This is a genomic window from Streptomyces sp. GbtcB6, from assembly GCF_019091475.1.
GTDB classification, from domain to species: domain Bacteria; phylum Actinomycetota; class Actinomycetes; order Streptomycetales; family Streptomycetaceae; genus Streptomyces; species Streptomyces hyaluromycini.
Map to the genome: position 1 here is coordinate 27,174 of NZ_JAGXJL010000055.1, position 26,186 is coordinate 53,359.

21 protein-coding genes and 1 pseudogene are annotated in these 26,186 nt (G+C 70.9%); 10 read left to right on the top strand and 12 right to left on the bottom strand.

Features of this window, described 5'->3' with window-relative positions:
• Positions 1-87: 87 nt before the first annotated feature.
• Complete coding sequence (locus tag KVT45_RS45925; protein WP_217555840.1) at positions 88-1,332, bottom strand: ThuA domain-containing protein; 1,245 nt, start codon at positions 1,330-1,332, stop codon at positions 88-90.
• Between the two features lie 137 nt (positions 1,333-1,469).
• Positions 1,470-2,030 carry a helix-turn-helix domain-containing protein gene (locus KVT45_RS45930; protein ID WP_308311066.1) on the bottom strand — a complete coding sequence of 187 codons (561 nt, stop codon included), beginning with the start codon at positions 2,028-2,030 and terminating at the stop codon, positions 1,470-1,472.
• A 429-nt stretch (positions 2,031-2,459) separates the two neighbouring features.
• Between KVT45_RS45930 and KVT45_RS45935 the strand changes: the two genes are divergently transcribed.
• The 4 genes from KVT45_RS45935 to KVT45_RS45950 all read left to right on the top strand — a co-directional run bounded on the left by KVT45_RS45935 (position 2,460) and on the right by KVT45_RS45950 (position 6,035).
• A complete protein-coding gene (locus KVT45_RS45935; protein ID WP_217555844.1) occupies positions 2,460-3,434 on the top strand; it encodes a zinc-dependent alcohol dehydrogenase family protein in 975 nt (324 codons plus the stop codon).
• An 18-nt stretch (positions 3,435-3,452) separates the two neighbouring features.
• Positions 3,453-4,070, top strand: coding sequence for an NAD(P)-binding domain-containing protein (locus KVT45_RS45940; RefSeq protein WP_308311067.1), 618 nt, complete (start codon positions 3,453-3,455; stop codon positions 4,068-4,070).
• A gap of 204 nt (positions 4,071-4,274) precedes the next feature.
• Positions 4,275-5,216, top strand: coding sequence for a D-2-hydroxyacid dehydrogenase family protein (locus KVT45_RS45945; RefSeq protein WP_217555846.1), 942 nt, complete (start codon positions 4,275-4,277; stop codon positions 5,214-5,216).
• A 93-nt stretch (positions 5,217-5,309) separates the two neighbouring features.
• Positions 5,310-6,035: a flavin reductase family protein gene (locus KVT45_RS45950; RefSeq protein WP_217555847.1), complete on the top strand. Its 726-nt coding sequence runs from the start codon at positions 5,310-5,312 to the stop codon at positions 6,033-6,035.
• Between the two features lie 6 nt (positions 6,036-6,041).
• On the opposite strand, the gene KVT45_RS45955 is transcribed toward KVT45_RS45950, so the two are convergent.
• The 3 genes from KVT45_RS45955 to KVT45_RS45965 form a co-directional block, all read right to left on the bottom strand.
• Complete coding sequence (locus tag KVT45_RS45955; RefSeq protein ID WP_217555849.1) at positions 6,042-7,697, bottom strand: serine/threonine-protein kinase; 1,656 nt, start codon at positions 7,695-7,697, stop codon at positions 6,042-6,044.
• A 43-nt stretch (positions 7,698-7,740) separates the two neighbouring features.
• Positions 7,741-9,258, bottom strand: a complete 1,518-nt coding sequence (locus KVT45_RS45960) for a DUF308 domain-containing protein (protein WP_217555886.1) — start codon at positions 9,256-9,258, stop codon at positions 7,741-7,743.
• A 250-nt stretch (positions 9,259-9,508) separates the two neighbouring features.
• On the bottom strand, positions 9,509-11,986 hold the full coding sequence (locus tag KVT45_RS45965) for a SpoIIE family protein phosphatase (protein ID WP_217555851.1): 2,478 nt from the start codon (positions 11,984-11,986) through the stop codon (positions 9,509-9,511).
• Between the two features lie 212 nt (positions 11,987-12,198).
• Between KVT45_RS45965 and KVT45_RS45970 the strand changes: the two genes are divergently transcribed.
• Positions 12,199-14,262: a SpoIIE family protein phosphatase gene (locus KVT45_RS45970; protein ID WP_217555853.1), complete on the top strand. Its 2,064-nt coding sequence runs from the start codon at positions 12,199-12,201 to the stop codon at positions 14,260-14,262.
• Between the two features lie 94 nt (positions 14,263-14,356).
• Here KVT45_RS45970 and KVT45_RS45975 read toward each other — a convergent pair whose 3' ends face one another.
• The 3 genes and pseudogenes from KVT45_RS45975 to KVT45_RS45985 all read right to left on the bottom strand — a co-directional run bounded on the left by KVT45_RS45975 (position 14,357) and on the right by KVT45_RS45985 (position 17,505).
• Positions 14,357-16,018, bottom strand: coding sequence for a hypothetical protein (locus tag KVT45_RS45975; protein WP_217555855.1), 1,662 nt, complete (start codon positions 16,016-16,018; stop codon positions 14,357-14,359).
• Positions 16,019-16,150: 132 nt separating this feature from the next.
• Positions 16,151-16,837, bottom strand: a pseudogene (locus KVT45_RS45980) (polysaccharide deacetylase family protein); the annotation flags it as partial.
• Positions 16,837-17,505 (bottom strand): glycoside hydrolase family 11 protein, encoded by a 669-nt coding sequence (locus KVT45_RS45985; protein WP_217555863.1) that lies wholly within the window; start codon positions 17,503-17,505, stop codon positions 16,837-16,839. The pseudogene KVT45_RS45980 and the gene KVT45_RS45985, both read right to left, overlap by 1 nt.
• Positions 17,506-17,907: 402 nt before the next feature.
• On the opposite strand from KVT45_RS45985, the gene KVT45_RS45990 reads away from it, so the two are divergent.
• On the top strand, positions 17,908-19,044 hold the full coding sequence (locus tag KVT45_RS45990; RefSeq protein WP_217555864.1) for a PP2C family protein-serine/threonine phosphatase: 1,137 nt from the start codon (positions 17,908-17,910) through the stop codon (positions 19,042-19,044).
• A 9-nt stretch (positions 19,045-19,053) separates the two neighbouring features.
• Here the strand turns inward: KVT45_RS45990 and catC are convergent, their stop codons facing one another.
• From catC to KVT45_RS46010, 4 genes are read right to left on the bottom strand one after another with little or no spacing between them, the layout of a single operon-like run.
• Positions 19,054-19,338, bottom strand: coding sequence for a muconolactone Delta-isomerase (gene catC, locus KVT45_RS45995; RefSeq protein ID WP_308311068.1), 285 nt, complete (start codon positions 19,336-19,338; stop codon positions 19,054-19,056).
• 6 nt (positions 19,339-19,344) lie between these two features.
• Positions 19,345-20,202, bottom strand: a complete 858-nt coding sequence (gene catA / locus KVT45_RS46000) for a catechol 1,2-dioxygenase (protein WP_217555865.1) — start codon at positions 20,200-20,202, stop codon at positions 19,345-19,347.
• 27 nt (positions 20,203-20,229) lie between these two features.
• Positions 20,230-21,333, bottom strand: coding sequence for a mandelate racemase/muconate lactonizing enzyme family protein (locus tag KVT45_RS46005; protein ID WP_217555867.1), 1,104 nt, complete (start codon positions 21,331-21,333; stop codon positions 20,230-20,232).
• Positions 21,330-22,328 (bottom strand): LysR substrate-binding domain-containing protein, encoded by a 999-nt coding sequence (locus tag KVT45_RS46010; RefSeq protein WP_217555869.1) that lies wholly within the window; start codon positions 22,326-22,328, stop codon positions 21,330-21,332. Before KVT45_RS46010 ends, KVT45_RS46005 begins: the two co-directional genes overlap by 4 nt.
• A 238-nt stretch (positions 22,329-22,566) precedes the next feature.
• On the opposite strand from KVT45_RS46010, the gene benA reads away from it, so the two are divergent.
• The 4 genes from benA to KVT45_RS46030 form a co-directional block, all read left to right on the top strand.
• Positions 22,567-23,913, top strand: a complete 1,347-nt coding sequence (gene benA / locus KVT45_RS46015; RefSeq protein WP_217555871.1) for a benzoate 1,2-dioxygenase large subunit — start codon at positions 22,567-22,569, stop codon at positions 23,911-23,913.
• Complete coding sequence (benB, locus tag KVT45_RS46020) at positions 23,910-24,416, top strand: benzoate 1,2-dioxygenase small subunit (RefSeq protein WP_217555879.1); 507 nt, start codon at positions 23,910-23,912, stop codon at positions 24,414-24,416. The genes benA and benB overlap by 4 nt, the downstream gene beginning before the upstream one ends.
• Before the next feature lie 10 nt (positions 24,417-24,426).
• Positions 24,427-25,470, top strand: a complete 1,044-nt coding sequence (benC, locus tag KVT45_RS46025) for a benzoate 1,2-dioxygenase electron transfer component BenC (RefSeq protein WP_308311069.1) — start codon at positions 24,427-24,429, stop codon at positions 25,468-25,470.
• Positions 25,467-26,186 (top strand): 1,6-dihydroxycyclohexa-2,4-diene-1-carboxylate dehydrogenase (locus KVT45_RS46030; RefSeq protein WP_217555881.1); only part of this gene is annotated, 720 nt, incomplete at its 3' end. The genes benC and KVT45_RS46030, both read left to right, overlap by 4 nt.

Sequence of the window (26,186 nt, forward strand, 5' to 3'; positions counted from 1 at the left end):
GGTGCCCTTCTCGGGGACTGCGTGAGACGCGGGCATGCCGTGTGCTGCGTGGTGGCATGCCCGCGTCTCGTGGAAGTACCGGGTGGTTCAGGAAGGGAGGGTCCAGTTCTGGTTGGCGGCTCCCGAGCAGGACCAGATCTGGAGCCGGGTGCCGTTGGCCGAGCTCGGTCCGGTGGCGTCGAGGCACTTGCCCGACTGCGGATTGACCAGGGAGCCGTTCGTGCCGGCCTGCCAGACCTGTGATCCCGTGCCGTTGCAGTCGTACAGCTGCACCTTGGTGCCGTCGGCGGTGCCCGCCCCGGTGACGTCCATGCACTTGCCGAGCGCGGCGAGCGTGCCGGAGCTGCCTACCGTCCAGTTCTGCGCGGTGGTGCCGTTGCAGTCGTAGAGCTGTACGGCGGTGCCGTTGGTGCTGCTCGCGCCCGCCACGTCCACGCACTTGCCGCCGTACCCGTGGATCGGGCCGGTGACGCTCGTGGGCGGGGTGACCGGACCGGACTGGCCGGACGCCCACTTGATCTCCTGGAGCAGGAGCTGGTTCTGCTGGGCGCTCGCGAACGTCGACGACAGTGCGGTGTTGGTCGTGTAGTCCATCGCGTTGTGGCCGAAGTTGTTGTAGACCATCTTGTAGTTGCGGTTGGACCAGACGATCGGGTAATAGCCGCTGTACCAGGTCTGGTTGGGGTCGGTGCCGATCGGGAAGGTGGACGGGGCCATCGAGGCGAGGATGTCGATGGCCGGGTTCTGCCGCAGGTCGTTCTGCCAGCTGTACCACTCGCTCACCGAGGACGTGATGGTGGACGGGAGGTTCGCGGTCGCCGGGTGCGAGGGGTCGTCGATCTGCAGGGTTTCCTGCGTCGGCCCCCAGGTGTTGCTCTTGAAGGTGCCGGTGCCGAGGAACGTGTTGTGGTACCAGGGCCAGTCGCTGGTGTTGTCGTTGTACGCGGAGACGTGGAAGCCGATGAAGCCGCCGCCGCCCGCCACGTAGGTCTGGAAGGCGGACTGCTGCGAGGCGGTGTGGGGATAGTCGTCGAGGAACATGACGACCTGGTAGTTGGCCAGGGTCGAGGCGTTGAGCCGGCTCCAGTCCGTGGTCGCGGTGTACGTGAAGCCGTTCTGCGCGCCGGCCTGCGGGAACCAGGTGTTGGCCTCGTGGTCGAAGCTGATGTGTGCGGCGTCGTACGTGCCGTCGTAGAAGGCGATCACGTTGACGGTGGTGGCGGCGTGCGCGTTGTGGGCGGGGCCGGCCTGGATGCCGAGTACGACCGCGACCAGGGCGAACAGTCTTAACAGGGTGCGGGGCCAGGCGAGGTGCGGGTGGGGGGTGAGCATGCGGGGGCCTTCCTCATACGTGACCGTCGGATACATATGCGGGTGAGCCGCATTGAAGGCCCCGGCGCGCGTACATGTCAATGGTGCAGACCAAGTGCGCACCGGCGGCGGCACCCACCTTGCGCCCTGTGCCACGGTCAGCGGGCCTGCGGCCGCCTTCCCGGCCGGGCGTCCGTGCCCGGAAGGGGATCGAGCAGGCGATGGGGCTCGCGCAGCCCGAGCTCGACCGGATCCGTGTACGCGCCCTCGCCCGGGGTCTCCAGGGAGCTCACCATGACGTCCTGCGGCTCCGGGACCACGTCGCACGCGGCACAGCGTGCGGTGGGGTCGAGCGGCTCGCCGCAGTGTGCATGCGTGAACGTCCGGCGGGGCTCGCGGTCACCGGCCGCATACGCCTCGCCCCAGGCGCGCAGGGCGTACAGCGGCGGCCACAGCGTCTTCCCCTTGTCCGTCACCTCGTACAGCCGGCGCCCGCCGTGCTCCGGGTCGGGCCGGCGTTCGAGCAGGCCTGCGTCGACCAGGGCGGCCAGCCGGGCGCTCAGCACGGACCGGGGCGCGCCGAGGTGCGCGGAGAAGTCGTTGAAGCGGCGGACACCGTAGAAGGCGTCGCGCATCACCAGCAGCGTCCAGCGCTCACCGACCACCTCGAGTGCGCGCGCCAGCGGGCAGTCCTGATTCGTGTAAGTGCTGGGCAACACTCCGCCATGGAACCACAGCGGGCACCTCGGGTCCATTGACTGGATCCAGTGGGGCGCACGGGATCAGGGCGGCCGCGGACTACGGACCGCACGGGATGCCGTGGGACAGCCCGTGCCGGACCGTGGTTCCGACGGTGTTCTCCCCTGTCGAAGAAGCGACCGGAGAGGGCGGCGAGACATGCAGGACCTGCTCGCTCGGGCGGTTCAGGCCCACGGCGGGGCCGGGCAGCGCACGTTCTCCGGTTGCCGCGCTCAGACGCCATGACCGCGTCGGCCGGTGTCCGGTGGTCACGTAGTTGTGCGCCGCGTACCACCACGCACCGCACGTGATGCGGGGCCGGGCCGCATACGGCAGTGTGGGTGAGCGGCGAGGTGTCGGCGGCGACGGGTGGCCCGGGCGCAGGCATCCGGTGCGAGGAGACGAGTCACATGCTCGCGATTCAGCTCACGCAGTACGGGGAGCCCGAGCAGAGCCTGAAGGTCGTCGACCTGCCCGAGCCACAGGCTCCGGCCACCGGCCAGGCGCTGGTCCAGGTCGAGTACGCCCCGCTCGACCACCACGACCTGCTGCTCGCACGGGGCGTCTATCCGGTCCGCCCGGAGCTGCCCAGTGTGATCGGCAACGAGGGAGCGGGCACGGTCCTGGCCGTCGGGCCGGACGTGACGCAGGTCCGCCCCGGCGACACGGTTCTGCTTCCCTTCGGCACCTTCTCCTGGTCCGAGCAGGTCCTGACGGAGGCGGCGAAGCTGACGGCCGTCGACAGATCCATCGGCCTCGAACAGGCCGCGATGCTCTCCGTCAACCCCACCACCGCGGGCCTGCTGGTGGAGTCGCGTGATCTGCCGGCCGGATCCTGGGTGGTGCAGAACGCGGCGAACAGCGGGGTCGGCCGGTCCGTCATCGCGTTCGCCCGGGAGCGCGGACTTCGCACGATCAACATCGTCCGGCGCGAGAACCTGGTCACCGAGCTCCAGGACCTGGGCGCCGACCTCGTATTCGTCGACCACCCGGACGTGGCCACCCGCGTGCGGGCGGCCGTCGGCGGCGAACCGGTGCTGCTGGGACTCGACGGCGTCAGCGGGAAAGCCACCTCGCTGCTTCTGGACGTGCTGACCGAGGGCGCCCTGCTGGTGCTCTACGGCTACATGAGCGGCGAGCCCTTCGCCCCCGACCGCAACGTACTGCGGGCGAAGAACATCACCACGACCGAGTTCTGGATGTACGAGGACAAGTACCTGCCCCGCCATCCGGCCCTCGGCGCGGAGTCCGCGCGCCTGGTCGCCGAGGGCAGGCTGACCCTGCCCCCGGCTCCCGTCTACAGGGCCGCGGACTTCCCCGAGGCCCTCGCCCGCCTGCAGCAGGACGGCAAGGTCCTCCTGGACTTCAACCCCCGCCGCGGGTAACGACGGAGGAAGAGCATCATGGCCATGAACAGCATCATCGGTGTACTCGGCGCGGGCGAGGTGGGCCAGGCGGTCGCCGGCCAGGCCGTCCGGCACGGCCATGAGGTGGTCATCGGCAACAGCCGCGGCCCGGCGTCCCTCCAGGCCCTCGTGAGCCGGCTGGGGCCGACGGCCCGCGCGGGGACGGCCGAGGAGGCCGCGCAACCGGAGCTCGTGTTTCTCGCGGTGCCGTTCTTCGCCGTGCCGGAGCTGACCGGCCTCATCGCCTGGGCCGGGAAGATCGTCGTCGACACGACCAACCAGTTCGCCGCGGCCGGCCCCTGGCGTGGCCGGTACGACGTCGGTGACCTGACGGGCAGCGAGTGGGTCGCCCGGCATCTTCCCGGCGCCCGGGTCGTGAAGGCGCTCAACACCCTGTTCGCTCCGTTCATCGCCGCGGACCCCCGGCACGCCGAGGGCCGGCAGGTCGTCTTCTACGCGGGTGACGATGCCGATGCGAAGGCAGCCGTGGCCGATGTGCTGGGCTCGTTCGGGTTCGCGGCCCTGGACCTCGGCGGTCTGCGGGACGGTGGGCGGCTGATGCAGCTTGACGGCCCGCTCAGCGGGAGGCATCTGCTGCTGCAGGACGTCGGCTGACGCATCGTTCGAGGTGATCGTTCCAGGCCATAGGCTGGACGACGCAACCATGGACAGTTCGGCCATGTCATCCGGCCTGACCGTCTCCGGCATGACCGGCATCGGCGCGGCCTGACCCGCGGACCACGTGCCGCACGGGATGCTCCGGGCACGGCCCAGGTGCCAGCCTGAGCACCGGAGCCGAGAGCGAGAGGAATGCGCACCATGAGGATCGCGATCCTGGACGACTATCAGGGCGTGGCACTGAGCCTGGCGGACTGGGATTCGCTCGGCGCCGACGTGCATGTCTTCAGGGATGCCTTCGAGAGCGAAGGCGAGGTCGTCGCCGCGCTCGCCGACCACGAGGTGGTCGTGGCCATGCGCGAGCGCACTCCCTTTCCGTCGTCGACCCTGGGCAAGCTGCCGCGCCTGAAGCTGCTGGTCACGACCGGGCCGGTCAACGCGGCGATCGACGTGGACGCCGCACGCCGGCTGGGGATCACGGTCTGCGGTACCGGGTATTTCTCGTACCCGACGGCCGAGCTCACCTGGGGGCTCATCCTCTCCGCGGCGCGCCTGATCCCGCAGCAGGTGGACTCGGTGCGCAGGGGCGGCTGGCAGGAGGGCCTGGGAACGAGCCTGCGGGGCGCCACGCTGGGGGTGCTGGGCCTCGGCCGGCTGGGGACCGCGGTGACGGAAGTGGGGCACGCCTTCGGCATGCGGTGCATCGCCTGGAGCCAGCACCTGACGCGTGCGGATGCGCGGGCGAAGGGAGTGACCTACGTTGCACGGGACGAGTTGTTCGAGCGCTCCGACGTGCTGAGCATTCACGTCGTGCTCAGCGAGCGCACCCGGGGCCTGGTCGGTGCCCGCGAACTGGGCCTCATGAAGCCGACGGCGATCCTGGTGAACACCTCACGCGGGCCCGTGGTGGAGGAGGCGGCGCTGATCAGGGCATTGACCGAGGGGAGTATCGCCTCGGCGGCACTGGACGTCTTCGATCGCGAGCCCCTGCCGTCCGACCACCCGCTGCGTTCCCTGCCGAACGCCGTGGTGACCCCTCACATCGGCTATGTCAGCCGCGATCTGTACGAGGTGTTCTACCGGGACGCGGTCGAGGACATCGCGGCGTGGAAGGCCGGAACGCCGGTCCGGACCATTTCCTGATCACCCCATTTCGGCATAAGCAAAATGCTTACGCATATTTCACAGAAGGGACTGGCATCCGCGGTACGGCGGCGCAACCGAGGGAGGTCTCCGATGATCATCGATGCGGCAGAACTGGACGCCACGCACGCCTACAAACTGCTGATCGGCAGCATCATTCCGCGCGCCGTCGCCTGGGTGAGCACGGTGTCCCGCGAGGGCATCGCCAACCTCGCGCCCGTCTCCTTCTTCACGGTCGTCGGCCGCAGGCCGCCCATGGTCTCGCTCACGCTGCAGCCGCTCGCGGACGGGACGACCCTGAAGGACACCTACCTCAACATCCGTGACACCGGGCAGTTCGTCACCAACATGGCGACCCTGCCGCAGGCCGACGCCCTGCACGCGTCCGCGTTCGAGTACGAGCCGGGAGTCGACGAGTTCGAGACGCTCGGTCTGGCGAAGGAAGCGTCCGTCGTGGTGAGCGCGCCCCGGGTCAAGGAGGCGCCGATCTCCTTCGAGTGCGTGGTCGACCGCATCATTCCGGTCGGCGACGACGGGGTCGACCACGTGGTGTGGGGCAGGGTCGTACGGTTCCACGTCCGGGACGACCTGTACCTGGAGCGCGGACGCATCGACACCGCCGCGCTGCCGGCCGTCGGGCGGCTCGCCGGCGAGTACACCCTGGTCGACAACGTCTTCACCACGCCTCTCGACCCGGAGGTGCTGGAGGCCCGGCGCGGGCGCCGGATGGAGCGGCTGGACGCGAAGCCGAGCGGCTGGTCCCCGATCGACACCGCGGAGTGGTCCCCGTCGGGTTCGACGACCGCTCCGGGCGGGTGAGTCCGCTCAGCCGTCGTACGGCATCACCCTGACGACCTTGCCCTTCGTGTCCGTCTGGAGGTACCCGCCCTGGCTGTATTCGTTGCTGAGGTAGACGGACATCCCCGCGGGGTCGCCGAAGGCGTTGCCCGGCAGGTCCACCAGCAGGTAACGGCTGGTCGGGTGGGGCACCTTGAGCTGCTTCCGGGCCTGGGCCAGCAGCGATGGGACCTTGTCCCAGTCGAAGCCGTCGAGGCGGACGGGCGTCCCGGTGCTGGGCAGGGTGCCCTTGATGGCGTCCTTCTGCACGCCCTGGCCGGGGCGGTAGGTGTACATGTCGTAGGCGGTGTCGCTGCCCTTCACCATCAACCAGGCGATGACGTAGTCGGGGTACACCGCGAACTTGCCGAACCGGTCCCGGCCGGTCCCTTTCTCGAAGGCCGCGGCGGCGGTGCGGATGCCCTGCGGGGTCAGCAGGTCGGTGCCGGCGGCCGTCCGCGAGGCGGTGGGCGAGGCGGTGCTCCCGGCCGAGGGCGATATCGTCGCGGGCGCGGTGCCGGAGTCCGTGGAACCGGAGGTGTGGCTGCCGGTGTCCGGCAGGTGCGTCCACACCAGCGCGCCGGCGACGGCCACCGCGGCCGTGGGCAGCAGGAGGAGCAGGGGCCGGCGGCGGCGCGGGGCGAGGCCGGGGGACGTGGGCGCGGTGTCCTGCGGTACGGCGGCCTGGGGCGGCGCGTCCTGCGGCGAGGTGTCCGGGGGCAGGACGTCCTGTGATGGGGCGTCCTGCGGTGGTACGGACGGGGGTTGCAGGGGGAAGGACGTCGGGGAGTCGGTCTGGCGGGCGGCTCGGGCCAGCATCCGCTCCAGTTCGGCGGCGTCGGGGCGGGCCGCCGGGTCGCGGACGAGGACGCGGGTGAGGACGTCCGTCAGGACCCCGGCCCGGACCGGTGGCGGAACGTCCTCGCCGAGGACCGCGGCGAGCGTGGCGAGGGTCGTGCCACGGCGCAGCGGATGGTGGCCTTCGACGGCGACGTACAGCATCATCGCGAGGGACCACAGGTCCGCGGCCGGCCCGCCGTCCTTGCCGGAGACGCGCTCCGGCGCCATGTAGTCGGGTGTGCCGATGACCGACCCGGTGGCGGTGAGGGCGGTGGCCTCGCGGACGGCGGCGATGCCGAAGTCGGTGAGCACGGGGCGGCCGTCGGGGCGCAGCAGGACGTTGGCCGGTTTCACGTCGCGGTGTTCGATCCCCGCCTCGTGGGCGGCGCGGAGCGCGGCCAGCACCTCGCGGCCGATGCGCGCGGCCTCGACCGGGTTCATCGGGCCGGCGGCGAGGCGGTCGGCCAGCGAGCCGCCGGTCACGAGTTCCATGACGATCCACGGGTAGGTCCCGGGGCCGCCGTCGACGATGTGATGGATCGTCACCACGTTCGGGTGGTCGAGCCGGGCCAGAGCGCGGGCCTCCCGCAGCACCCGTTCCCGCAGCAGCCGAGCGGCCTCCGGGTCCCACTCGGCGAGCCCGGGGTCGGACGGCCTGACCTCCTTCACGGCCACGCTGCGGTGCAGCACCAGGTCGGTGGCCCGCCACACCATGCCCATGCCGCCGCCACCGAGCCGTGCCGCCAGCTCGAACCGCCCGTCGACAACCCGTCTCGCGGGGTTGTCTCTGCCCTCGTCGTTCATGCGCGGGAGCTTAGTTGGCCCCGCCGACAGCCTCCCACCGCGCTCAGTAACTGGACCCCAGCGACTGCGTCGTGTAGGCGCACTCCGTGTAGATGTAGCCGTAGCGCAGTTTGGCGGTGTCGGAGCCCGGGGTGGCGGTGCTGTCGTTCTTCGGCTTGTGCACGAAGTACGTGGTGCCGGGCGGCAGGCTGATCGTGCGCTGCGGGTAGTTCTTGCCGCTGTCGCTGCACGGCTCCCAGCCGCTGATGAGCGAGCTGGCGAACGAGTACGCCTTGCAACTGCCGCACGCCTTCAGGGTGAAGCTGCCGGTGACCGGGCCCGTGTACAGGACGGTGATGTCGTCGGGACTGTCGTTCTTGACGGTCACGGGGATGCCGCCGCCGGAGGCGGTGGTGGGCAGCTTCTTGCCGGCGGCCGGGAGGGTCTGGGCGACCTCGGCGCCGATGGCTATCTTCCGGGCCCGGGCGAGGTTCCTGTGGTGCGGGTTGTCGGTGGCGAACTGCTGCATGGTCTGCTGCGCCTGCTCGAAGTCACCGTCCTTGTACTGCTTGACGCCGCACTCGAACTCCCCCGAGTCACCGCTGCGGTCGGCCCGGCCGGCGACCGCGGTCAGCTTGTCGGCCTGTGCGGCCGTCCCGTTCGACAGCTGGATGATCTGGGTGTTCAGCGTGTGCAACCGCGTGACGGCGGTGCAGGGGGCCTTGCCGGAGACGGCCTTGGCGGCCTTCTTCTCGGCCGCGTCCACGGCGGGTACCACCTTGGCGGCCTGGCTGGAGTCGGGGAAGGTGCTCAGCAGGTCGCCGAACTGGGTGACCCAGCCGGTCCCGCCTTCGGCGAGGCCGCCCGCACCGCACTCGTACAGCGAGGTGGCCAGCCGGTCGTCGGGCCAGTGGGCGAGCGTGCCGAGCTGGTCCTTCGGCATGGAGTCGGGCACCGTCCGCAGGAACTGGAGCGGTTCGACGGCCGAGCAGTAGTCGCGGTGGCTGTAGGCCGCCGCGACCGTCGTGTAGTAGGTCTTCAGGCGGTCGGGGACCTGGGCGGCGGCGCGGGAGCCCGAGTGGTGGACGGCGAGGTCGCGGTAGACGGCCAGGGCGTCCCGGTAGCCGGACTTGGCGGTGGCGAAGTCCTGCCGGCCGGCCGCGCTGACCTGTTGGTCGGCGCGGTCGAGGCGGGCGAGGAGGGCGCGTTCGACGGCTTCGTTCTGTGCGCTGTCGTACCAGAGCGCACCGCCGACAGGGACCGCGAGCAGGGCGATGCCCAGCACGAGCGCGACGGGCCGCTGTCCCGGCCACACCAGGCGGGTGCGCAGGCCGGCGAACCAGCCGTGGACGGCGGCCAGCAGGAGGAACACGGCGTACAGGGCGAGCGCGGCTCCGGACACGCCGTCGGCGTCCGCGGGCAGGGCCACGAGCAGCAGGACGACAGTGGCCGCCAGACACGCGGCCGCCGGGATCCATCTTCGCAGGAGCAGGTAGCCGAGGCCGAGGCCGCTCAGGTTGAGCAGGGCCACGGCGGTGGCGCGCAGGGCGTCCGGCGGTGCGGGCGGCGGACCCGACGGCATGGGCGGCACGAAGGAACCCGGATCCGGGTAACCCGGGCCCGCGAAACCCTGGTTCGGAAAGCCCTGATTCGGGAAGCCCTGGTTCGGAAGGCCGTGGCTCGGCGGCCCCTGATTGGGCGGTTCCTGGTGCGGACCGTACACGTCCCCGGACATGGCGGCTCCCCCAATTGCTGCCGAATCCTTATGAATTGACAGTGTACGGCCATACGTGCGAATTCGACAGGGCACGCGGGCGGTCCGGACGCACCGGTCACACCCCGGGGATCTCCTGCTCGGCCCAGATGATCTTGCCTTCTCCGGTGTAGCGGGCGCCCCAGCGATGGGCGAGCTGGGCGACCAGGAAGAGGCCGCGGCCGCCCTCGTCGGTGCTGCGGGCGTGCCGCAGCCGGGGTGCGGTGCTGCTGGCGTCGGCGACCTCGCAGGTCAGCCGGGAGTCGCGCAACAGCCGTAGCCGGATGGGGGGTTCGGCGTAGCGGATGGCGTTGGTGACCAGTTCGCTGACGATGAGTTCGGTGGTCGTCGCCAGCTCGTCGTAGCCCCACGCGGTCACCTGGCGTACCGCCTCGGCCCGGACGTCGGCGACGGCGGCCGGGTCGACGGGCACGTCCCAGGAGACGACGTGGCCGGCGCCCAGGGCGTGGGTGCGGGCCAGCAGCAGGGCGATGTCGTCGGGCTGGGGAACGGGGAGCAGCTGGTGCACGGCCGACGTGCACAGCGTGTCGAGGTCGGCACCGGGGCTGGCCAGCGCGCCCCGGAGGCGGGCCATGCCCAGCTCGACGTCCTGGTCGGCGCCTTCGATGAGGCCGTCGGTGTAGAGGCCGAACAGACTGCCCTCGGCGAGTTCGATCTCGGTGGCCTCGAAGGCCATGCCGCCGAGCCCGAGCGGCGGTCCGGCGGGGATCTCGGGAAAGTGGACGTGCCCGTCGGGTGAGACGACGACCGGCGGTGGGTGTCCGGCCCGGGCCATCGCGCACCGCCGGGTCACCGGATCGTAGACGGCGTACAGGCAGGTCGCCCCGACGAACGTGTCCGCGCTGCCCTCCGCCACCGCGCCCGCGTTCTCCTCCTCGCCCAGCCGCAGCACGAGGTCGTCCAGGTGGGCGAGGAGTTCGTCGGGGGGCATATCCATGTCGGCGAGGGTCTGCACGGCGGTGCGCAGCCGGCCCATGCTCGCCGCCGCGGTGAGACCGTGGCCGACCACGTCGCCGACGACCAGGCCGACCCGGGCACCGGACAGCGGGATCACGTCGAACCAGTCGCCCCCGACGCCGTCCGTCGCGTCCGCCGGCAGGTAGTAGGAGGCCACGTCCAGGGCCGTGCCGCCGGTCAGAACCTGCGGCAGCAGGCTGCGCTGGAGGGTGACGGCCGCCGTGTGCTCCCTGGTGTAGCGACGGGCGTTGTCGACGCAGAGCGCGGCGCGGGCGACCAGTTCCTGGGCGAGCAGGACGTCGTCGGGGCCGAAGGAGACCGGGTTGAGCGAGCGGGCGAACGTGGTGAGACCCAGGACGGTGTTGCGCGCCCGCATCGGAACCGAGATGAGGGTGTGCAGTCCGAACTCCCGGATGCGGGCCGTCCGCGCGGGCTGGTGGGTGACCCACTGGTGGTCCTCGGCGTCGAGTTCGGGGATGAGGACCGGCTCGCCGTTGATGAGCAGGCCGACGCCGTGCGGCGGGGGCAGGAAGTCGACCTGGTCACCGATCCGCGCCACGGCCTCGGGGCTGCCCTCGCGGACGGTCCGCAGCGCGGCGCGCCGCATCACCGGCCGGGCGGGCGCCGGGCCCGCGCCGTTCGGCCGGCTGCCGTGTCCCTCGGCGCTGAGAACGGGTTCCAGGAGGTCGACGATGACGAAGTCGGCGAAGCGGGGAACGGCGAAGTCGGCCAGCTCCTGGGCGGTGCGCAGCACGTCGAGGGTGGTGCCGATGCGGGTGCCGGCCTCGTTGACCAGTGACAGCAACTGGCGGGCGTTCCAGCGTTCGGTGACGTCCGAGACCATGTAGCAGACGCCGGTGACGGAGTCGTCGGGGTCGACGAGGGGGAAGAACGACGTCGAGTAGGCACGCTGGCGGTGCGGGTCGGACCAGCTCCAGCCGAGGTACTCGTAGTCGGTGACCGGCTCCCGGGTCGTCAGCACCTTGCGCATCAGGCCCTCAATGGTGGTCCCCTGCAGCCCGGGCAGCAGTTCGCTCAGCCGACGGCCCAGGCGCTGCTCGCGCGGGACGCCGCCGAACTGCTCCAGGGTGTCGTTCAGCCAGACGTACCGCAGCTCCAGGTCCATCACGGCCATGCCGATCGGTGAGCGGGTGAGGAACCCGTCGAGGACGGACTGGCCCACCGTCCACTGCGGGCGCTGTTCCCGCGCCGACAGCAGGAAGCACTCCTCGCCGGCGATCCGGAAGGACGCGGAGACCCGCAGGTCGACGACGACACTGCGGCCGTCGTGGTGCCGTACCGGGACGAGCCCGCTCCATCCCATGCCGGAGCGGCAGCGCTCGGCGACACCGGCGGCACGGGCCGGGTCGACGCGCATGGCGAGCAGCCGCGCCGCGGGGCGGCCCAGCACCGCGGCGGCCCGATGGCCGAGCAGGGTCTCGGCGCCACGGGTCCAGCCGATCACGTCGCCCTCGGCCGACAGCACCGCCGCAGCGTCGCTGGAGGCGTCCAGAAGGTCGTGCGGCCCCGCGGTGGTCGGCACGTCGAAGTCTTCTCGGTCTTCTTGCGGAGAATCCATTGGCTACATCCTGTACGTACCCCTATGTTCCTGCTTGTCCACCCGTTGCGCATGGCCCCGCGCGGTACCGGGAGGGGCAGGTGGACGCGCCGGGTGAGGTCCTGCGCGGTCCGGGGTACCCGGTCTGGAGTTGGGGCGAGGCGCGGGCGGGGGCAGCATGGAAGGGCCGTGACATCGGCATCGGTCCGGCGGCCGGTGGAGGTGGTTGAGGGATGGCAATGGATTCCCTGCGGTCCGGTGACGCCGACGGTCCCGGCAGACCGCGTACGACCAGTCTGCTGGACGTGCTGAGCGTGGCCGCGGTGGCGCTGGACTCGCAGGGCCGGATCGTGTTCTGGACCCCCCAGGCCGAGGAGCTCTTCGGCTACACGTCCGAGGAGGCCCTCTGCAAGAACGCGGCGCGACTGCTCGTTCACCCGGAGCATCTGAAGGCCGCGGTGAAAGTCTTCACGGAGGTGCTGGAGACCGGGCACAGCTGGGCCGGCGCCTTCCCGGTCCGGCACAAGGACGGCAGCAGCCGGCTGATGGAGTTCCGCACCATGCGGCTGCTGGACGATCTCGGCGACGTCTATGCCCTGGGCATCGTCGCCGACCACACCCTGCTGCAGCGGGTGGAGACCGACCTGGCGCTGTGCGAGCGGCTGATCAGCCAGTCCCCGATCGGCCTGGCCCTGCTCGACCCGGAGCTGCGCTATCTCCTTGTGAACCCGGCGCTGGAGCGGATCGACGGCGTTCCCGCCGAGGAACACATCGGGCGTCACCTGCGGGAGACGCTGCCGCTGCCGGACATAGACACCGTGGAGTCGGCGCTGCGCCAGGTGCTCACCACGGGCACGCCGCTGCTCGACCAGTACCACGTGGGCCGTCCGCCGGCCGATCCGGAGCACGAGCATGCCTGGTCGCTGTCGTTCTACCGGCTGGAGGATCCCGGCGGCCGGGTCCTGGGCGCCGCGATCTCGGTCGTCGACGTGACGGAACGGCATCGCGCGGCCGCCGAGGCCGACCGGGCCCGGCGCCGCCTCGCCCTGATCGCCGACGCCTCGGCGCGGGTGGGCACCTCGCTGGAGGTGGAGCGCACGGCGCACGAGCTGGCCGAGATCGCCACCCCGGTGCTCGCGGACGTGGTCGCGGTGGACGTGCTGGACGCGGCACTCGCCCTGCGCCGTTCGCGCCGCCCGGACAACGGCCCGGAGCTCTTCCGCGCCCTCGCCCTCGAGGCGGCCCATCCCACGGTCGCCCTGCGGGCCGCCGACCCGCCCGGTGACCTCGCCGCCTATGACGGCGACCGGCTGGTCACGCTGTGCGTGCACACCGCCCGCCCGGTGCTGGTGCCGCGAGTGGGCAAGCACGATCTGCCGCGCATCGCGCGCAGCCCGGAGGCCGGCGCCCTGCTGGAGCAGGCGGGCGTCCACTCGTATCTCGTGGTGCCGCTGATCGCGCACGGCGAGGTGCTGGGCGCCCTCGACCTCAAACGGACCAGCAATCCGCTCCCCTTCGACGAGGACGACGTCGTCCTCGCCACCGAGCTGGCGGGCCGGGCGGCGGTGGCCATCGACAACGCCCGCTGGTTCCAGAGCGTCCGCAACACCGCCCTCACCCTCCAGCGCAGCCTGCTGCCCGACCATCCGCCCGTGCACACCGGTCTGGAACTGGCCTCCCGCTACGAGCCGGCCCAGGCGACCAGCGAGGTGGGCGGCGACTGGTACGACGTGATCCCGCTGTCGCAGGACAGGACCGCGCTGGTCGTCGGCGACGTGATGGGCAACGGCATCGACGCGGCCGCCACCATGGGCCGGCTGCGCACCGCCACCTGCGCCTACGCGGACCTGGAGCTGCCCCCGGCCGCGGTGCTCCGGCATCTGGACCGGATCACCTGCGATCTGGAGCACTACATCGTCACCTGCCTGTACGCGGTGTACGACCCGCACACCAGGAGCTGCGAGATCGCCAACGCGGGCCACATGCCGCCCGCACTGGTGCACTCCGGCCGGCCGCCGGCCCTGCTGGAGCTGCCGACGGCCGCCCCGCTCGGCGTCGGCGGCATTCCCTTCGAGACCACGACCGTCGGCCTCGACGCGGGTGACCTGCTGGTGCTGTACACCGACGGCCTGGTCGAGACCCGCCGCCACCCCATCGACGACCGCCTCGACGTCCTCCTCGGCTTCCTCGACGAGCCCCACCGCCCCCTGGAGGAGACCTGCGACCTCCTCCTTCACGGCCTGCGCCACCCCGACGACCACGACGACGTGGCACTACTGGTGGCACGGGCACTCTGACAGCGCCCCGAAGATCACCGCCCCGCAAGGGGCGCGGGGAACTGCGCGACCAGCCACAACGGCGCCGCGGACGAACGACGGCAGACCGCGGCGTTCAGTACGTTCCGCAGCACTCCGCACGGCAGAAGCAGGAGGCCCTGATCGGCACGTCCGCGTTAGCGACGGCAAGCTTCAGCTGCTGGCCCACGATCCGCGCCTCGCCGTCCCTGCCGAGCCGCCGGAGGCACTCGTGGAAGCCGTGCAGGGCCCAGACGTTGCCGGGGTGCTGCAACGGCCGGGGCAGGGTGTCGTCCAGGCCGAGGTCGGCGCGGTAGACCGCCTCGGCCTCGGCGATCCGGCCGCGCTCGAGAAGCAGGGCGCCGTAGGCGTGCCGGGTGGGCTGCATCCAGCCCCAGGGTTCGTCGTACGGGAGGTTGTCGTCCAGGTCGACGGAGCGGCGCAGGGCGGTGAAGGCCGTGTCGAAGTCGCCTTTGCGGTAGGCGAGTTCGCCGTCGAGCATGGCGGAGGCGATCTCCAGGATGTCCGTGCAGGTGTTGTTGAACAGCATGCGGGTCTCCGGGACCGCGGCGACCGCGTCCCGGAAGCGGGCCCGGTCGGTCTCGGCTTCCGGGATCCGGCCCGTGGCCGCGTGGGCGACACCGCGCGCGTAGTGCAGCATCGCGGTGGTCACGCAGTACAGCCGGGGGTCGGCGGGCAGTGGCAGGCGCAGGATGTCGTCCCAGCGGCCGAAGCGGACCAGGACGTGCACCCGCATGGCCAGGAAGCCCTCCAGCCAGTCGGCCATCGGCGGGCTCTGCACACGCAGCAGTTCTTCCGGTACGGCCGCTTCGAGCTGTTCGGCCGTGGCGAGGGCGTCCTGGAGGCGGCCCATGAACATCGCGCCGTAGATCCTGAAGTGCAGGTTGTGGCAGCGGTAGAGGGTGTAGAAGTTCATCGCGCCGGCGCGGGCGTGGTACTTCTCGTCGGCGGCGACGGCCGCGGCGTTGTCCGAGACGACGCGCCGGTAGTCGCCGCAGAGGACTTCCAGGTGCGAGGGCATGTGCTGGAGGTGCCCGGCGTCGGGCACGAGGTCGCGCAGCAGGTCGGCGACCGGCAGGGCGGTCTCGGGCGTGGGCGACATCTCCATCAGGTGGATGTAGAGGTGCAGCACCCCTGGGTGCCGGGTGCCCGCCTCGGCCCCGAGGCCCCGCTCCAGGACGGCCCGCGCCTCCTCGGTGCGGGCGCCTTCGGCCGGACGGCCGCTGCGGATGTCCCAGAGCTGCCAGGGGGTGAGGTTCATCAGGGCGTCGGCGTGGAGGGTCGCGACGTCGAGGTCGTCGGGCGCCAGTTCGTACGCGGTGCGCATGCTGTCGGCGTAGGCGGTGTTCCACACCGAGCAGGCCGCCGCGTCGGGGGCCGCGGCCTGCGGGTAGCGGGCGCGCAGCGCCTCGATCAGGGCGCGTTCGACGGGGGTCGCGTGCGCGGCCTTGGCGTGGGCGCGTTCCACGGCGGCGTGCGTCCGCTCCACCGTGTGCGCCAGGTCCTCCTGGTCGAAGAACTCCCAGGGTTTGTTGTAGTTGGGGCCGAGGGCGTAGGCCACGCCCCAGTCGGCCATGGCGCAGTCCGGGTCCGCCGCGCCGGCCGCCTCGAAACAGCGGACGGCTTCCTCGTGGTTGAAGGCATAGGTCCAGTTCAGCCCCCGGTCGAACCAGGTCTGCGCCTCGGGGGACGACGTCGTCACGCGACGGCTGTGACTGCCCAGGTCGTAGTAGTCCACGGCGACGAACCTACCGACGCGGACCGGACGGAAGATTCCCGTTCATCCGAAGTCATGAGAGGGGCGCGGCGGTTGACGGACACCGCCGCGCCGCTCGTGGCCGATCATGGCCACTCGTGCCGTCGGCTCTCAGGGCGCGACCGCCCGGCCGGTCTGCGGGGAGATCCGCCCGGAGCACAGCCCCTTGGCCGCGAGGGTCTGTGCGATGCGCGGGATCGCGGCCAGGGTGTTGGCCGGCCACTCGTGCATGAGGATGATCTGGCCGCCGGTGAGCCGGGAGACGGCCTGCACGATCGCGTCGGTGCTCGCGCCGTTCCAGTCCTGCGAGTCGACGTCCCAGATGATCTCGGTGAGCCCGTACTTGGCCTCGACCGCCCGCACGGTCGCGTTGGTCTCGCCGTACGGCGGCCGGAACAGGACCGGTGTCCCGCCGCCGGCAGCGGCGATCGCCGACTGGGTGCGGGAGATCTCCGAGTCGATCTGCGCCTGCGTCTCCTGGGTCAGGTGCGGATGGGTGTAGCTGTGGTTCCCGACCCACATGCCCGCGCTGACCTGGGCCCTGACCTGGGCCGGGTAGGCGGCCGCGTACTGGCCCTCGTTGAACATGGTGGCCCGCAGTCCGTTCGCCCCGAGGGCGCCGAGCAGGCCCGGGGTGTGGGCGGTGGACGGCCCGTCGTCGAAGGTGAGGCCGACGTAGCCGGTACAGGTGGCGGCGTCGGCGGGGACGGCGCCGACGGCGAGGGTGCCCGCGGCGGCCAGCGCGACCGCGGCGGCGGTAGCGATCAGGGGACGTGACGAGGGCTCCGCTGCCGCGCTCATCAGGCGACCGTGATGTTGGAGCTGCCGCTGCTCTGGTAGCCCTCGGTCGCGAGGATCTGGTAGTAGCTGAAGCTGCCGAGGGACATGCCGGCCCTGGCCCAGGCGTCGAAGTGGTTGCCGGTGGTGATGGTGCCACCGGTCCGCTTGGCCTGGCGGACGCTCCAGTACTGGTTGAAGGTCTTGGTGCCTTCGACGGACGGGGCGTTGTACCGCGTCGTCAGGTAGATGTCGTAGGTGCCGCCGTCGCTGGTGACGCTGCCCTTGTACGTGCCGGTGGGCCGGTAGGTACCCCAGTTGTCGACGATGTAGTACTCGACGAGCGGGTTCGAGGTCCAGCCGTAGAGGGACAGGTAGCCGTTGCCGGAGGGGCTGAAGCCGCCCGAGTAGGTGACGTTCCGGCGGGCGCCGGTGCTCCAGCCCTTGCCGCAGACGAAGTTGCCGGTGTTGCTCCAGCTGGTGCTGTAGTTGCCGCCGGAGCCGAGGGTCATGGAGACCGTGCCCTGCGCGTCGGTCCAGAACGAGTAGTAGTAGCCGTTGTTGGTGCCGGTCTGGTTCGTGGTGACGACCGTGGCGGCCCGGGCGGTGCCGGGCAGGGCCAGCCCGGCGGCTGCGCCCAGCAGCAGGGCGCCGGCGCTCCTTCGGCTCAGGGTGTGGTCGAGCGGGTTCATGGGATGCCTCCTTGTGTGGCCTGTGCGGGTGTGGCCTGGTGGGGAGTTTTGGTCTGCCCATGTCACCTGTCAACAGTTTCGGTGATTATTTCGAAACCTTCGAATCGCTGGATCAGCCATCTCCCCAGCTCGGGCACTCAACAGACGAATCAGTGATCGAATCGACCGAAGGAGAGCAGAGATAAGATCCATTAACCGGCAGGAAAATCCCGAATGTTTCGACACTTGGCGCGAATGCTGCTGCGGGCGCCGGAACATGCCGCTGAGTGGAGCAATCACCGGTGTTCGGGGCAACGGCCCGGGAGGCTTGGTGTCTTGTCGAGATTCGTATGCCAGGAGTCCCGGGTGAGGCACGACGGTCACAACCCATCACTGCCCGCACCCCCCGCTCCCCCCGCGTGGATGCGTTGGCTTCCCGTCCTGTACGTCGCCGGCGTGCTGCTGCTCGAACCGATCACTCCCGTGGAGTGGCCGGTGAGCTTCGCACTGATCGCGCTGCCCCTGGTGACCGCCTTCGCGCACCCGCCGGTCGTCGTCGCCTGCGCCGCCGTCTTCGCCATCGGCCTCGAACTTTTACTGGCCGGAACCCCGTGCTGTGCGGGACGCTCGGTCGGCTACCTCTGGGAACGCCACTACGTGGCAGCCTATGCGTGTACGGCCCTGGTGGGCGCTCTGGGTACGATCCTGGCGGCTCACCGGACCCGCCGGGAACGCACCCTGGCCGACGTCCGGTTCGTCGCCGAGATCGCGCAACGCGTCCTGCTCAGACCGGTCCCGCACCGGATCGGGAACCTGCTGCTGGAGAGCTTCTACCTGTCCGCCGCCGCGGAGGCACGCATCGGCGGCGACCTCTTCGAGGCCGTCCCCACCGCGTACGGGGTACGGCTGCTCATCGGTGACGTGCGCGGCAAGGGGCTGCTCGCGGTGGAGACCGCGGCGGCGATGCTGGGCGCGTTCCGGGAGGCCGCGCACGACGAACCGGACCTGCGTGCCCTGGTGGAGCGGGTGGACATCAGCATGACGCGGCGGGCCGACCGGCTGGGCGGGACCGAGCTCGGCGAGCGGTTCGTCACGGCCGTCTTCGCCGAGGTCCCCGAGGCCGAGAGGGTCGTCCACATCGTCAACTGCGGCCACCCGCCGCCGCTGCTCATCCGCCCGGGTGAGGTGCGCGAACTGGACCGGGGGCAGTCCGGACCACCGCTGAACCTCGGCATGCTCGTCGGGGATCCCTACCGAGTCGAGGTCTACCCCTTCGGCCCCGGCGACCAGCTGCTGCTGTACACGGACGGCGTCACGGAGACCCGGGACCCGGCCGGCTCCTTCTACCCCCTGCTCCAGCGGCTGCGTTCATGGGGTCCCATGCCGCCCCCGGAGCTGCTGGAACGGCTCCACCAGGACCTGCTGGCCTACAGCCACGACCAGCTGCAGGACGACACGGCCGCCCTCACCGCCTTCCTGCTGCCCGAGGGAGCGGCCGAGACGACGGTGAGCGGCCAGGACGACGAGAACGCCGGGGATCTCGACGAACCACTGCCGTGACACAGGCCCTCAGCCGGCCGCCAGGTCCGAGGGGTGCTGGGCCAGGGGCGTGACTTCGATGGTCAGGTACGGGAAGAGCGGCAGGTTCCAGAGAAGTCGGTGGAGGGCCTCGTTGTCGGCGACGTCGAAGACGCTGATGTTGGCGTACTGTCCCACGCACCGCCAGATGTGCCGCCACTCCCCCGACTTCTGCAGATCCTGGCAGTAGGCCTGCTCACGGGCCACCAGGTCCGCGCGGACCTCGGGGTCGAGGTCGCGCGGGATCGAGACGTCCATCCGTACCGCGAAGAGCACCGCGCGTCACCCCTTGTCGAGCACGAAGTCGTAGGTCACCTCGCGGCCGGTGCCGCTCACCGCCGGGCCCGGGTCGAGGATCAGTTCGGGCTTGACCGCGGAGGCGATGTCGTCGGCCACGTGTTCGTCGCCCTGGAAGTACAGCTGGGTGGTGATCAGTCGGTGGCCGGGCGCGGAGACCTTCAGGTGCAGGTGGGCGGGGCGCCAGGCGTGCCAGCCCGCGGCGGCGATGAGGCGCCCGCAGGAGCCGTCGGTGGGGATCTGGTAGGGCGCCGGCTGGACCGTGTGGATCCGGAAGCGGCCGGTGTCGTCGGCGGTGACCGTGCCGCGCAGGTTCCATTCGGGCAGGCTCGGGGCGAACTGCGAGTAGTAGCCGTCGTCGTCCGCGTGCCAGATCTCCACGGCCGCGCCGGCCAGCGGGGTCCCGTCCACGCTCGTCACCCGGCCCTGGAAGAGGAGCGGGGTGCCGGCCTCGTCCGCGCGCATGGGCAGCGTGGCGTCAGCGGGCAGGGCCGGGGCGTCGGGGACGTAGTAGGGGCCCTCGATCGTGCCCTTGCTGCCCTCGCGGTCCTCGTTGGCGACCTCCTCGACGACGTGTTCCAGCCACACGTCGAGGAAGAGCGGCCACTCGCCGTCCTCGCCGACCTTGATGAGCCAGGACTTCAGGGCGTCGTACTCGGCGTAGCTGAGGTGGTGGCGGCGGATGATGTCGTGGGCGGCGCTGAGGAGTTCGGTCACCAGCGTGTCGACGCGCCGGGTGTCGGCGTCGGCCGCGCCGGCGCGCTGCTTGCTGCGGAACTGCTCGGTGGCGGCGGCTCCGGACGCGGCCGCGGTGGCGCTCTGCTCGGTGACTGTGTCGGTCATGGTCTTCCCGTCCCTGGAATTCAAGAGTCAGCGGTCCTGGCGGTAGCGCGCCAGCTTCTCGGGGTCGATGTCGATGCCGAGTCCGGCGCCCTCGCGGCTGCGCAGGGTGCCGTTCTCGATGGTCAGCGGCTCGGTGAGGAGGTCGTCGGTCATGTCGAGGAAGTTGGAGAGCTCGCCGGGGTGGCGTGCGGAGGAGCGGTGCGCGGCGCCGAAGGCGACCGTGCACAAGGTGCCGATCTGGCCGTCGATCTGATTGCCCATCACCACCTCCACGCCGAGGCCCTCGCACTCGTGCAGCACGCGCTGGGAGGCGGTGAAGCCGGTGCGGGCGGTCTTGACGCTGATCGCGGTGGCGGAGCCGCCGAGGAGTTCACGCGTCACCTCGGCGGCCCGGGTGGCGCTCTCGTCGGCGATGAAGGGGATCGGGCTCTGTGCGACGAGCCAGCGGCGGCCCAGTACGTCGTCGGCGGGGCAGAGTTCCTCGGCGAAGGCGAGGTCCAGGCCGGCCATCTCGCGCAGGGCGCGCGCCGACTGGGAGGCGGTCCAGCCGCGGTTGCCGTCGATGTACAGGTCGACGTCCGGACCGAGGGCCTCGCGCAGGGCGCGGCAGGCGGCGACGTCGTCGGTGTAGGGCTGGCGTCCCACCTTCACCTTGAAAGTGGTGATGCCGTAGGTGTCCCGGATGCGCTCCGCCTCCGCGACCATCTCCGCCGCCGGGGCGAAGCCGACCATGTGGCTGACCCGCATCCGGTCGGTGTAGCCGCCGAGGAGACCCGAGACCGGCATGCCGGCGGCCTGGCCGAGGACGTCCCACAGGGCCATGTCGAGGGCGGCCTTCGCGGTGGGGTTGCCGACGGTCCGGTCCAGGCGGGCGTGGACGACCTCCCGTTCCAGGGCGGTGAGGCCCAGGATCTGCGGGGCGAAGATCTTGTCGATGACGGCGACGATCGACTCCTGGGTCTCGCCGTAGGTGTAGGGCCTCGGAGGTGCCTCGGCGGTGCCGGTCAGGCCGTCGTCGGTGTGCACCCGGACCAGGACGTGGTCGGCGGTGTGCACCTCGCCGCTGGCGAACCTCATCGGTTTCGCGTAGGGGATGGCGAAGGGGATGGCCTCCACCCGGACGATCTTCATGCCACTCCTTCGCGACCTGCGCGACGTTCAGGTCCTTGGCGTCCTTCTTGTCCGTCGGGTCCGTCGGGTCCGTCGGGTCCGTCGGGTCCGTCGGGTCCGTCGGGTCCGTCGAGGAACATGTCGTTCCGCTCCAGCACCGTGAGGAGGTTGTGCAGCAGCGGGGATTCGTCGTCCTCCCGCCAGGCGAGGACCAGCGGTACGGAGAGTGCGTCCTCGATGTCCTTGCACAGGACGCCCTCGCGGGGTGCCGAGCGGACCGAGTCGGGCAGGACGGCGATGCCCAGCCCGGCGGCGACCAGGGCGAGGGCGGCGGAGGTCTCGGTGACCTCGTAGGCGCAGTGCGGGTAGTACCCGGAGGCGAGGCAGCTGCGGACGACGGCGTCGTTGACGACGGAGCCGAGCGTGGCGCCGTACATGATGAAGTCCTCGTGGCGGAGCTGCTCGATGCGTACGAGGTCGGCCTCGGCGAGCCAGTGCTCGGCGGGTACGGCGACCAGGAGCGGTTCGTCGGCGAGGGCGCGGTGGACGATGCCCTCCTGCCGGACGGGCGGGCGCAGCACGCCGACGTCGAGGCGGCGCTCGATCAGCCCGGCCTCCTGGGCGGGGGTCAGCATCTCGGTGTGCACCTCCATTCTCACGTGCGGCAACTCCCTTTTCAGCAGCCGTGCCAGGGCGGGCAGCTGGCGGTACGAGGCGGAGCCGGTCAGGCCGACCCGGAGCACCCCCTCGACGCCCGCGGAGAAGCGGCCCACCCGTGCCACGGCCTCGTCGACGGCCTTGAGGATGTGCTCCGCGTCCCTGCGGAACACCTCGCCGGCGCCGGTCAGGGCGACCTGCCGGGTGGTGCGGGTGAGCAGCTCCACGCCCAGTTCCGACTCCAGGCGGCGGATCGCCTGGGAGAGCGGCGGCTGGGCCATGTGCAGGCGTTCCGCGGCCTTTCCGAAATGCCGGGTCTCGGCGACGACCGTGAAATACCGGAGGTGCCTGAGTTCCATCGGGCTGCCCCTCTCCTCTTCGGGGCCCTCGAATGCGTTCAGCGTAGAGAGCCATTCCCATACTGCACAAATACTTGATTCGACCTTATTAAGACGTGCGCGATATCAGTACCCCCCTGGGTCAACCCTGGGGGAATGTCCGGGGCCGACTCTTCACCGCGCTGACATGGTGCTGAAAAGGGACGGCAGCAGGCACCTGAACGCGGGGCGGCCTGTGCGGAGGGAAAGGGGCGGGATCATGGCCGAGGACTTCAGCCGGGCGCGGAACATCCTCGACGACGCTCTCGTGGAGGACCCGGACAGCGGCGTGTACCGCGTCCGGCGCAGTGTCTTCACCGACGAGGAGCTCTTCGAGCTGGAGATGCGGCACATCTTCGAGGGGAATTGGGTCTATCTCGCGCACGAGAGCCAGATCCCGGAGACCGGGGACTATTTCACGACGTACATCGGCCGCCAGCCCGTCGTCGTCTCCCGCGACAAGCAGGGGGAGCTGCACTGCCTGATCAACGCGTGCAGCCATCGCGGGGCCATGCTGTGCCGCCGGAAGACCGACAACCGCACCACCTTCACCTGCCCGTTCCACGGCTGGACGTTCAGCAACGCGGGCAGGCTCCTGAAGGTGAAGGACCCGCGCGAGGCGGGCTATCCGGAGCAGTTCGACACCGACGGGTCGCACGATCTGAAGAAGGTCGCCCGCTTCGAGAGCTACCGCGGATTCCTGTTCGGTTCGCTCAGCCCGGACGTCAAGCCGCTGCGCGAGCACCTCGGGGACGCGGCGGTCGTCATCGACATGGTCGTCGACCAGTCGCCGGAGGGCCTGGAGGTGCTGCGCGGCTCGTCGACGTACCACTACGACGGCAACTGGAAGCTGCAGGCGGAGAACGGCGCCGACGGCTACCACGTCTCCGCCACCCACTGGAACTACGCGGCCACCCAGGCCCGCCGCACCTCGGGCGAGTCGAGGAACGACACCAGGACGATGGACGCGGGCGGCTGGTCCAGGCAGAAGGGCGGCTTCTACTCCTTCGACCACGGGCATCTGCTGCTGTGGACGAAGTGGCTGGACCCCACGAACCGGCCGCTCTACGGCAGGCGCGACGAACTGGCGGCCGAGTTCGGCGCGGACAAGGCCGACTGGATGATCGGCGTGTCCAGGAACCTGTGCCTGTACCCGAACGTGTATCTGATGGACCAGTTCAGCTCGCAGATACGGCACTTCCGGCCACTCTCCGTCGACCGGACCGAGGTGACGATCTACTGCATCGCGCCCAAGGGCGAGCCGGCCGAGGACCGGGCGCGCCGGATCCGCCAGTACGAGGACTTCTTCAACGCCACCGGCATGGCCACCCCGGACGACCTGGAGGAGTTCCGCTCCTGCCAGAAGACGTACCTGGCCGGGTCGATGCCCTGGAACGACCTGAGCCGGGGTGCCGTGCACCGGATCGACGGCCCCGACGAGGACGCCAGGAAGATCGGCATCAACCCGGTCGCCAGCGGCGTGCGCACCGAGGACGAGGGGCTCTACCCGATCCAGCACGGCTACTGGCTGAACACCCTCCGCGAGGCCCTGGAGGCGGCGAAGTGACGACCGCTCTCGACGAGTTGACACTGGAGACCATCCGGCAGTTCCTCTATCGCGAGGCCCGCTACCTGGACGACCGCGAGTTCGAGAAGTGGCTGGAGTGCTACCGCCCGGACGCCGAGTTCTGGATGCCGGCCTGGGCGGACGACGACGAGCTCACGGCCGACCCGCAGCGCGAGATCTCCCTCGTCTACTACCCCAGCCGGGCGGGCCTGGAGGACCGCGTCTTCCGGATCCGCACCGACCGCTCCAGCGCCACGAGCCTGCCCGAGCCGCGCACCGGCCACAACATCACCAACGTCGAAGTCACCGGCGGGAACGGTGACTCGGTGGACGTCCGCTTCAACTGGTTCACCCTCTACTACCGCTACCACACCGTCGACACGTACTTCGGCACGTCGTTCTACACGCTGGACCTCTCGGGGCCCGACCCGCTGATCGCCCGCAAGAAGGTCGTCCTGAAGAACGACTACGTGCACCACGTCGTCGACATCTACCACGTCTGAACTCCCGGAAGTGAGCTCCCGCATGTCCTTCCAGGTCGCCCTGAACTTCGAGGACGGCATCACCCGGTTCGTCGAGTGCCGTCCGGACGAGACCGTCGCGGAGGCGTCGTACAAGGCCCGGATCAACATTCCGCTGGACTGCCGGGACGGCGCCTGCGGCACCTGCAAGTCCCTGTGCGAGTCGGGCCGTTACGACGGCGGCGACTACATCGACGAGGCGCTCACCGACGACGAGGCCGCGCGGGGCTACTGCCTGCCCTGCCAGATGACCCCGCGCAGTGATCTCGTCCTGCGCATCAACTCCTCCTCGGCCGCGGCGAAGACAGGCCCGGCCACGTTCGCGGCCACGCTCGCCGGGATCCGCCGCCACTCCCCCAGCACCGTCGAGTTCACGCTCGACGCCGACGACCGGGAGAACCTGGAGTTCCTGCCCGGCCAGTACGTCAACATCGCGGTGCCGGGGACCGGCCACACCCGCTCGTACTCCATGAGTTCGGGACCGGGCCGGCGCCTGCTGTCCTTCCTGGTGCGCATCGTGCCGGGCGGCGCCATTTCCGGGTATCTCACCGAGCGCGCCCGGATCGGCGACCGGCTGGAGCTGACCGGCCCGATGGGCTGTTTCTACCTTCGCGAACTCACCCGTCCCGCGCTGCTGCTGGCGGGCGGCACCGGCCTGGCTCCGCTGCTGTCGATGCTGGAGCAGCTGGCCCGGCGGCCGGCCGGACAGCCGGTCCGGCTGCTGTACGGCGTGACGAGCGACCAGGACCTCGTGCACCTGGACACGCTGGAGGCGTTCGCGGACACCGTCGGGGGCTTCACCTTCGACCACTGCGTGGCCGATCCTGCGAGCACCGCGCGCAACACGGGTTTCGTGACCGGTCTGCTGGACAGGCCGGCCCTGTACGACGGTGACGCGGACGTCTATCTGTGCGGGCCGCCGCCCATGGTCGAGGCGGTCCGCGCGCACATCGGTTCCCTGGGCGTGACCCCTGCGGGCTTCCACTACGAGAAGTTCACCCCGGCCGTCCCGCACGACACGGCGGAGGCGGCGTGAGCGTGCACCCGGAGCGGTTCGCGGGCCGGGCGGTGGTGGTCACCGGGGCGGCACAGGGCATCGGGCTCGCGGTCGCCGGGCGGCTGGCCGCGGAGGGCGCGGCGCTGACGCTGGTGGACCGGTCGGAGCTGGTGCGCGAGGCGGCCGCGGAGCTGGCCGCGCACGCCGTCACCGCCGACCTGGAGACGTACGCGGGCGCGGAAGCCGCGGCCGCGGCCGCGCTGGAGCGGCACGGCCGGATCGATGTGCTGGTGAACAACGTGGGCGGCGCGATCAACTTCAAGCCGTTCACCGAGTTCTCGGCCGCCGAGATCGAGGCGGAACTCACCCGTTCGCTGCTGACGACGCTGTGGTGCTGCCGTGCGGTGCTGCCCGCGATGGCCGGGCGGGGCCGGGGCGTGATCGTCAATGTCTCCTCCGCGGCCACCCGGGGCATCCACCGCGTCCCGTACTCGGCGGCCAAGGGCGGCATCAACGCGCTGACCGCCTCGCTCGCCTTCGAGTACGCCGGGGTGGGCGTCCGGGTCGTGGCCACCGCGCCGGGCGGCACCGTGGCGCCGCCGCGCCGGATCTCCCGGGGCACCCCGCCGCGGCGGACGGGGCGGGAGGAGGCCTGGTTCCAGGCGCACATCGACCCGGCGCTCGGCCCCTCCCCGCTCAAGCGGGACGGGGCGGTCGGCGAGCAGGCGGCGGGCATCTGTCTCCTGGCCTCCCAC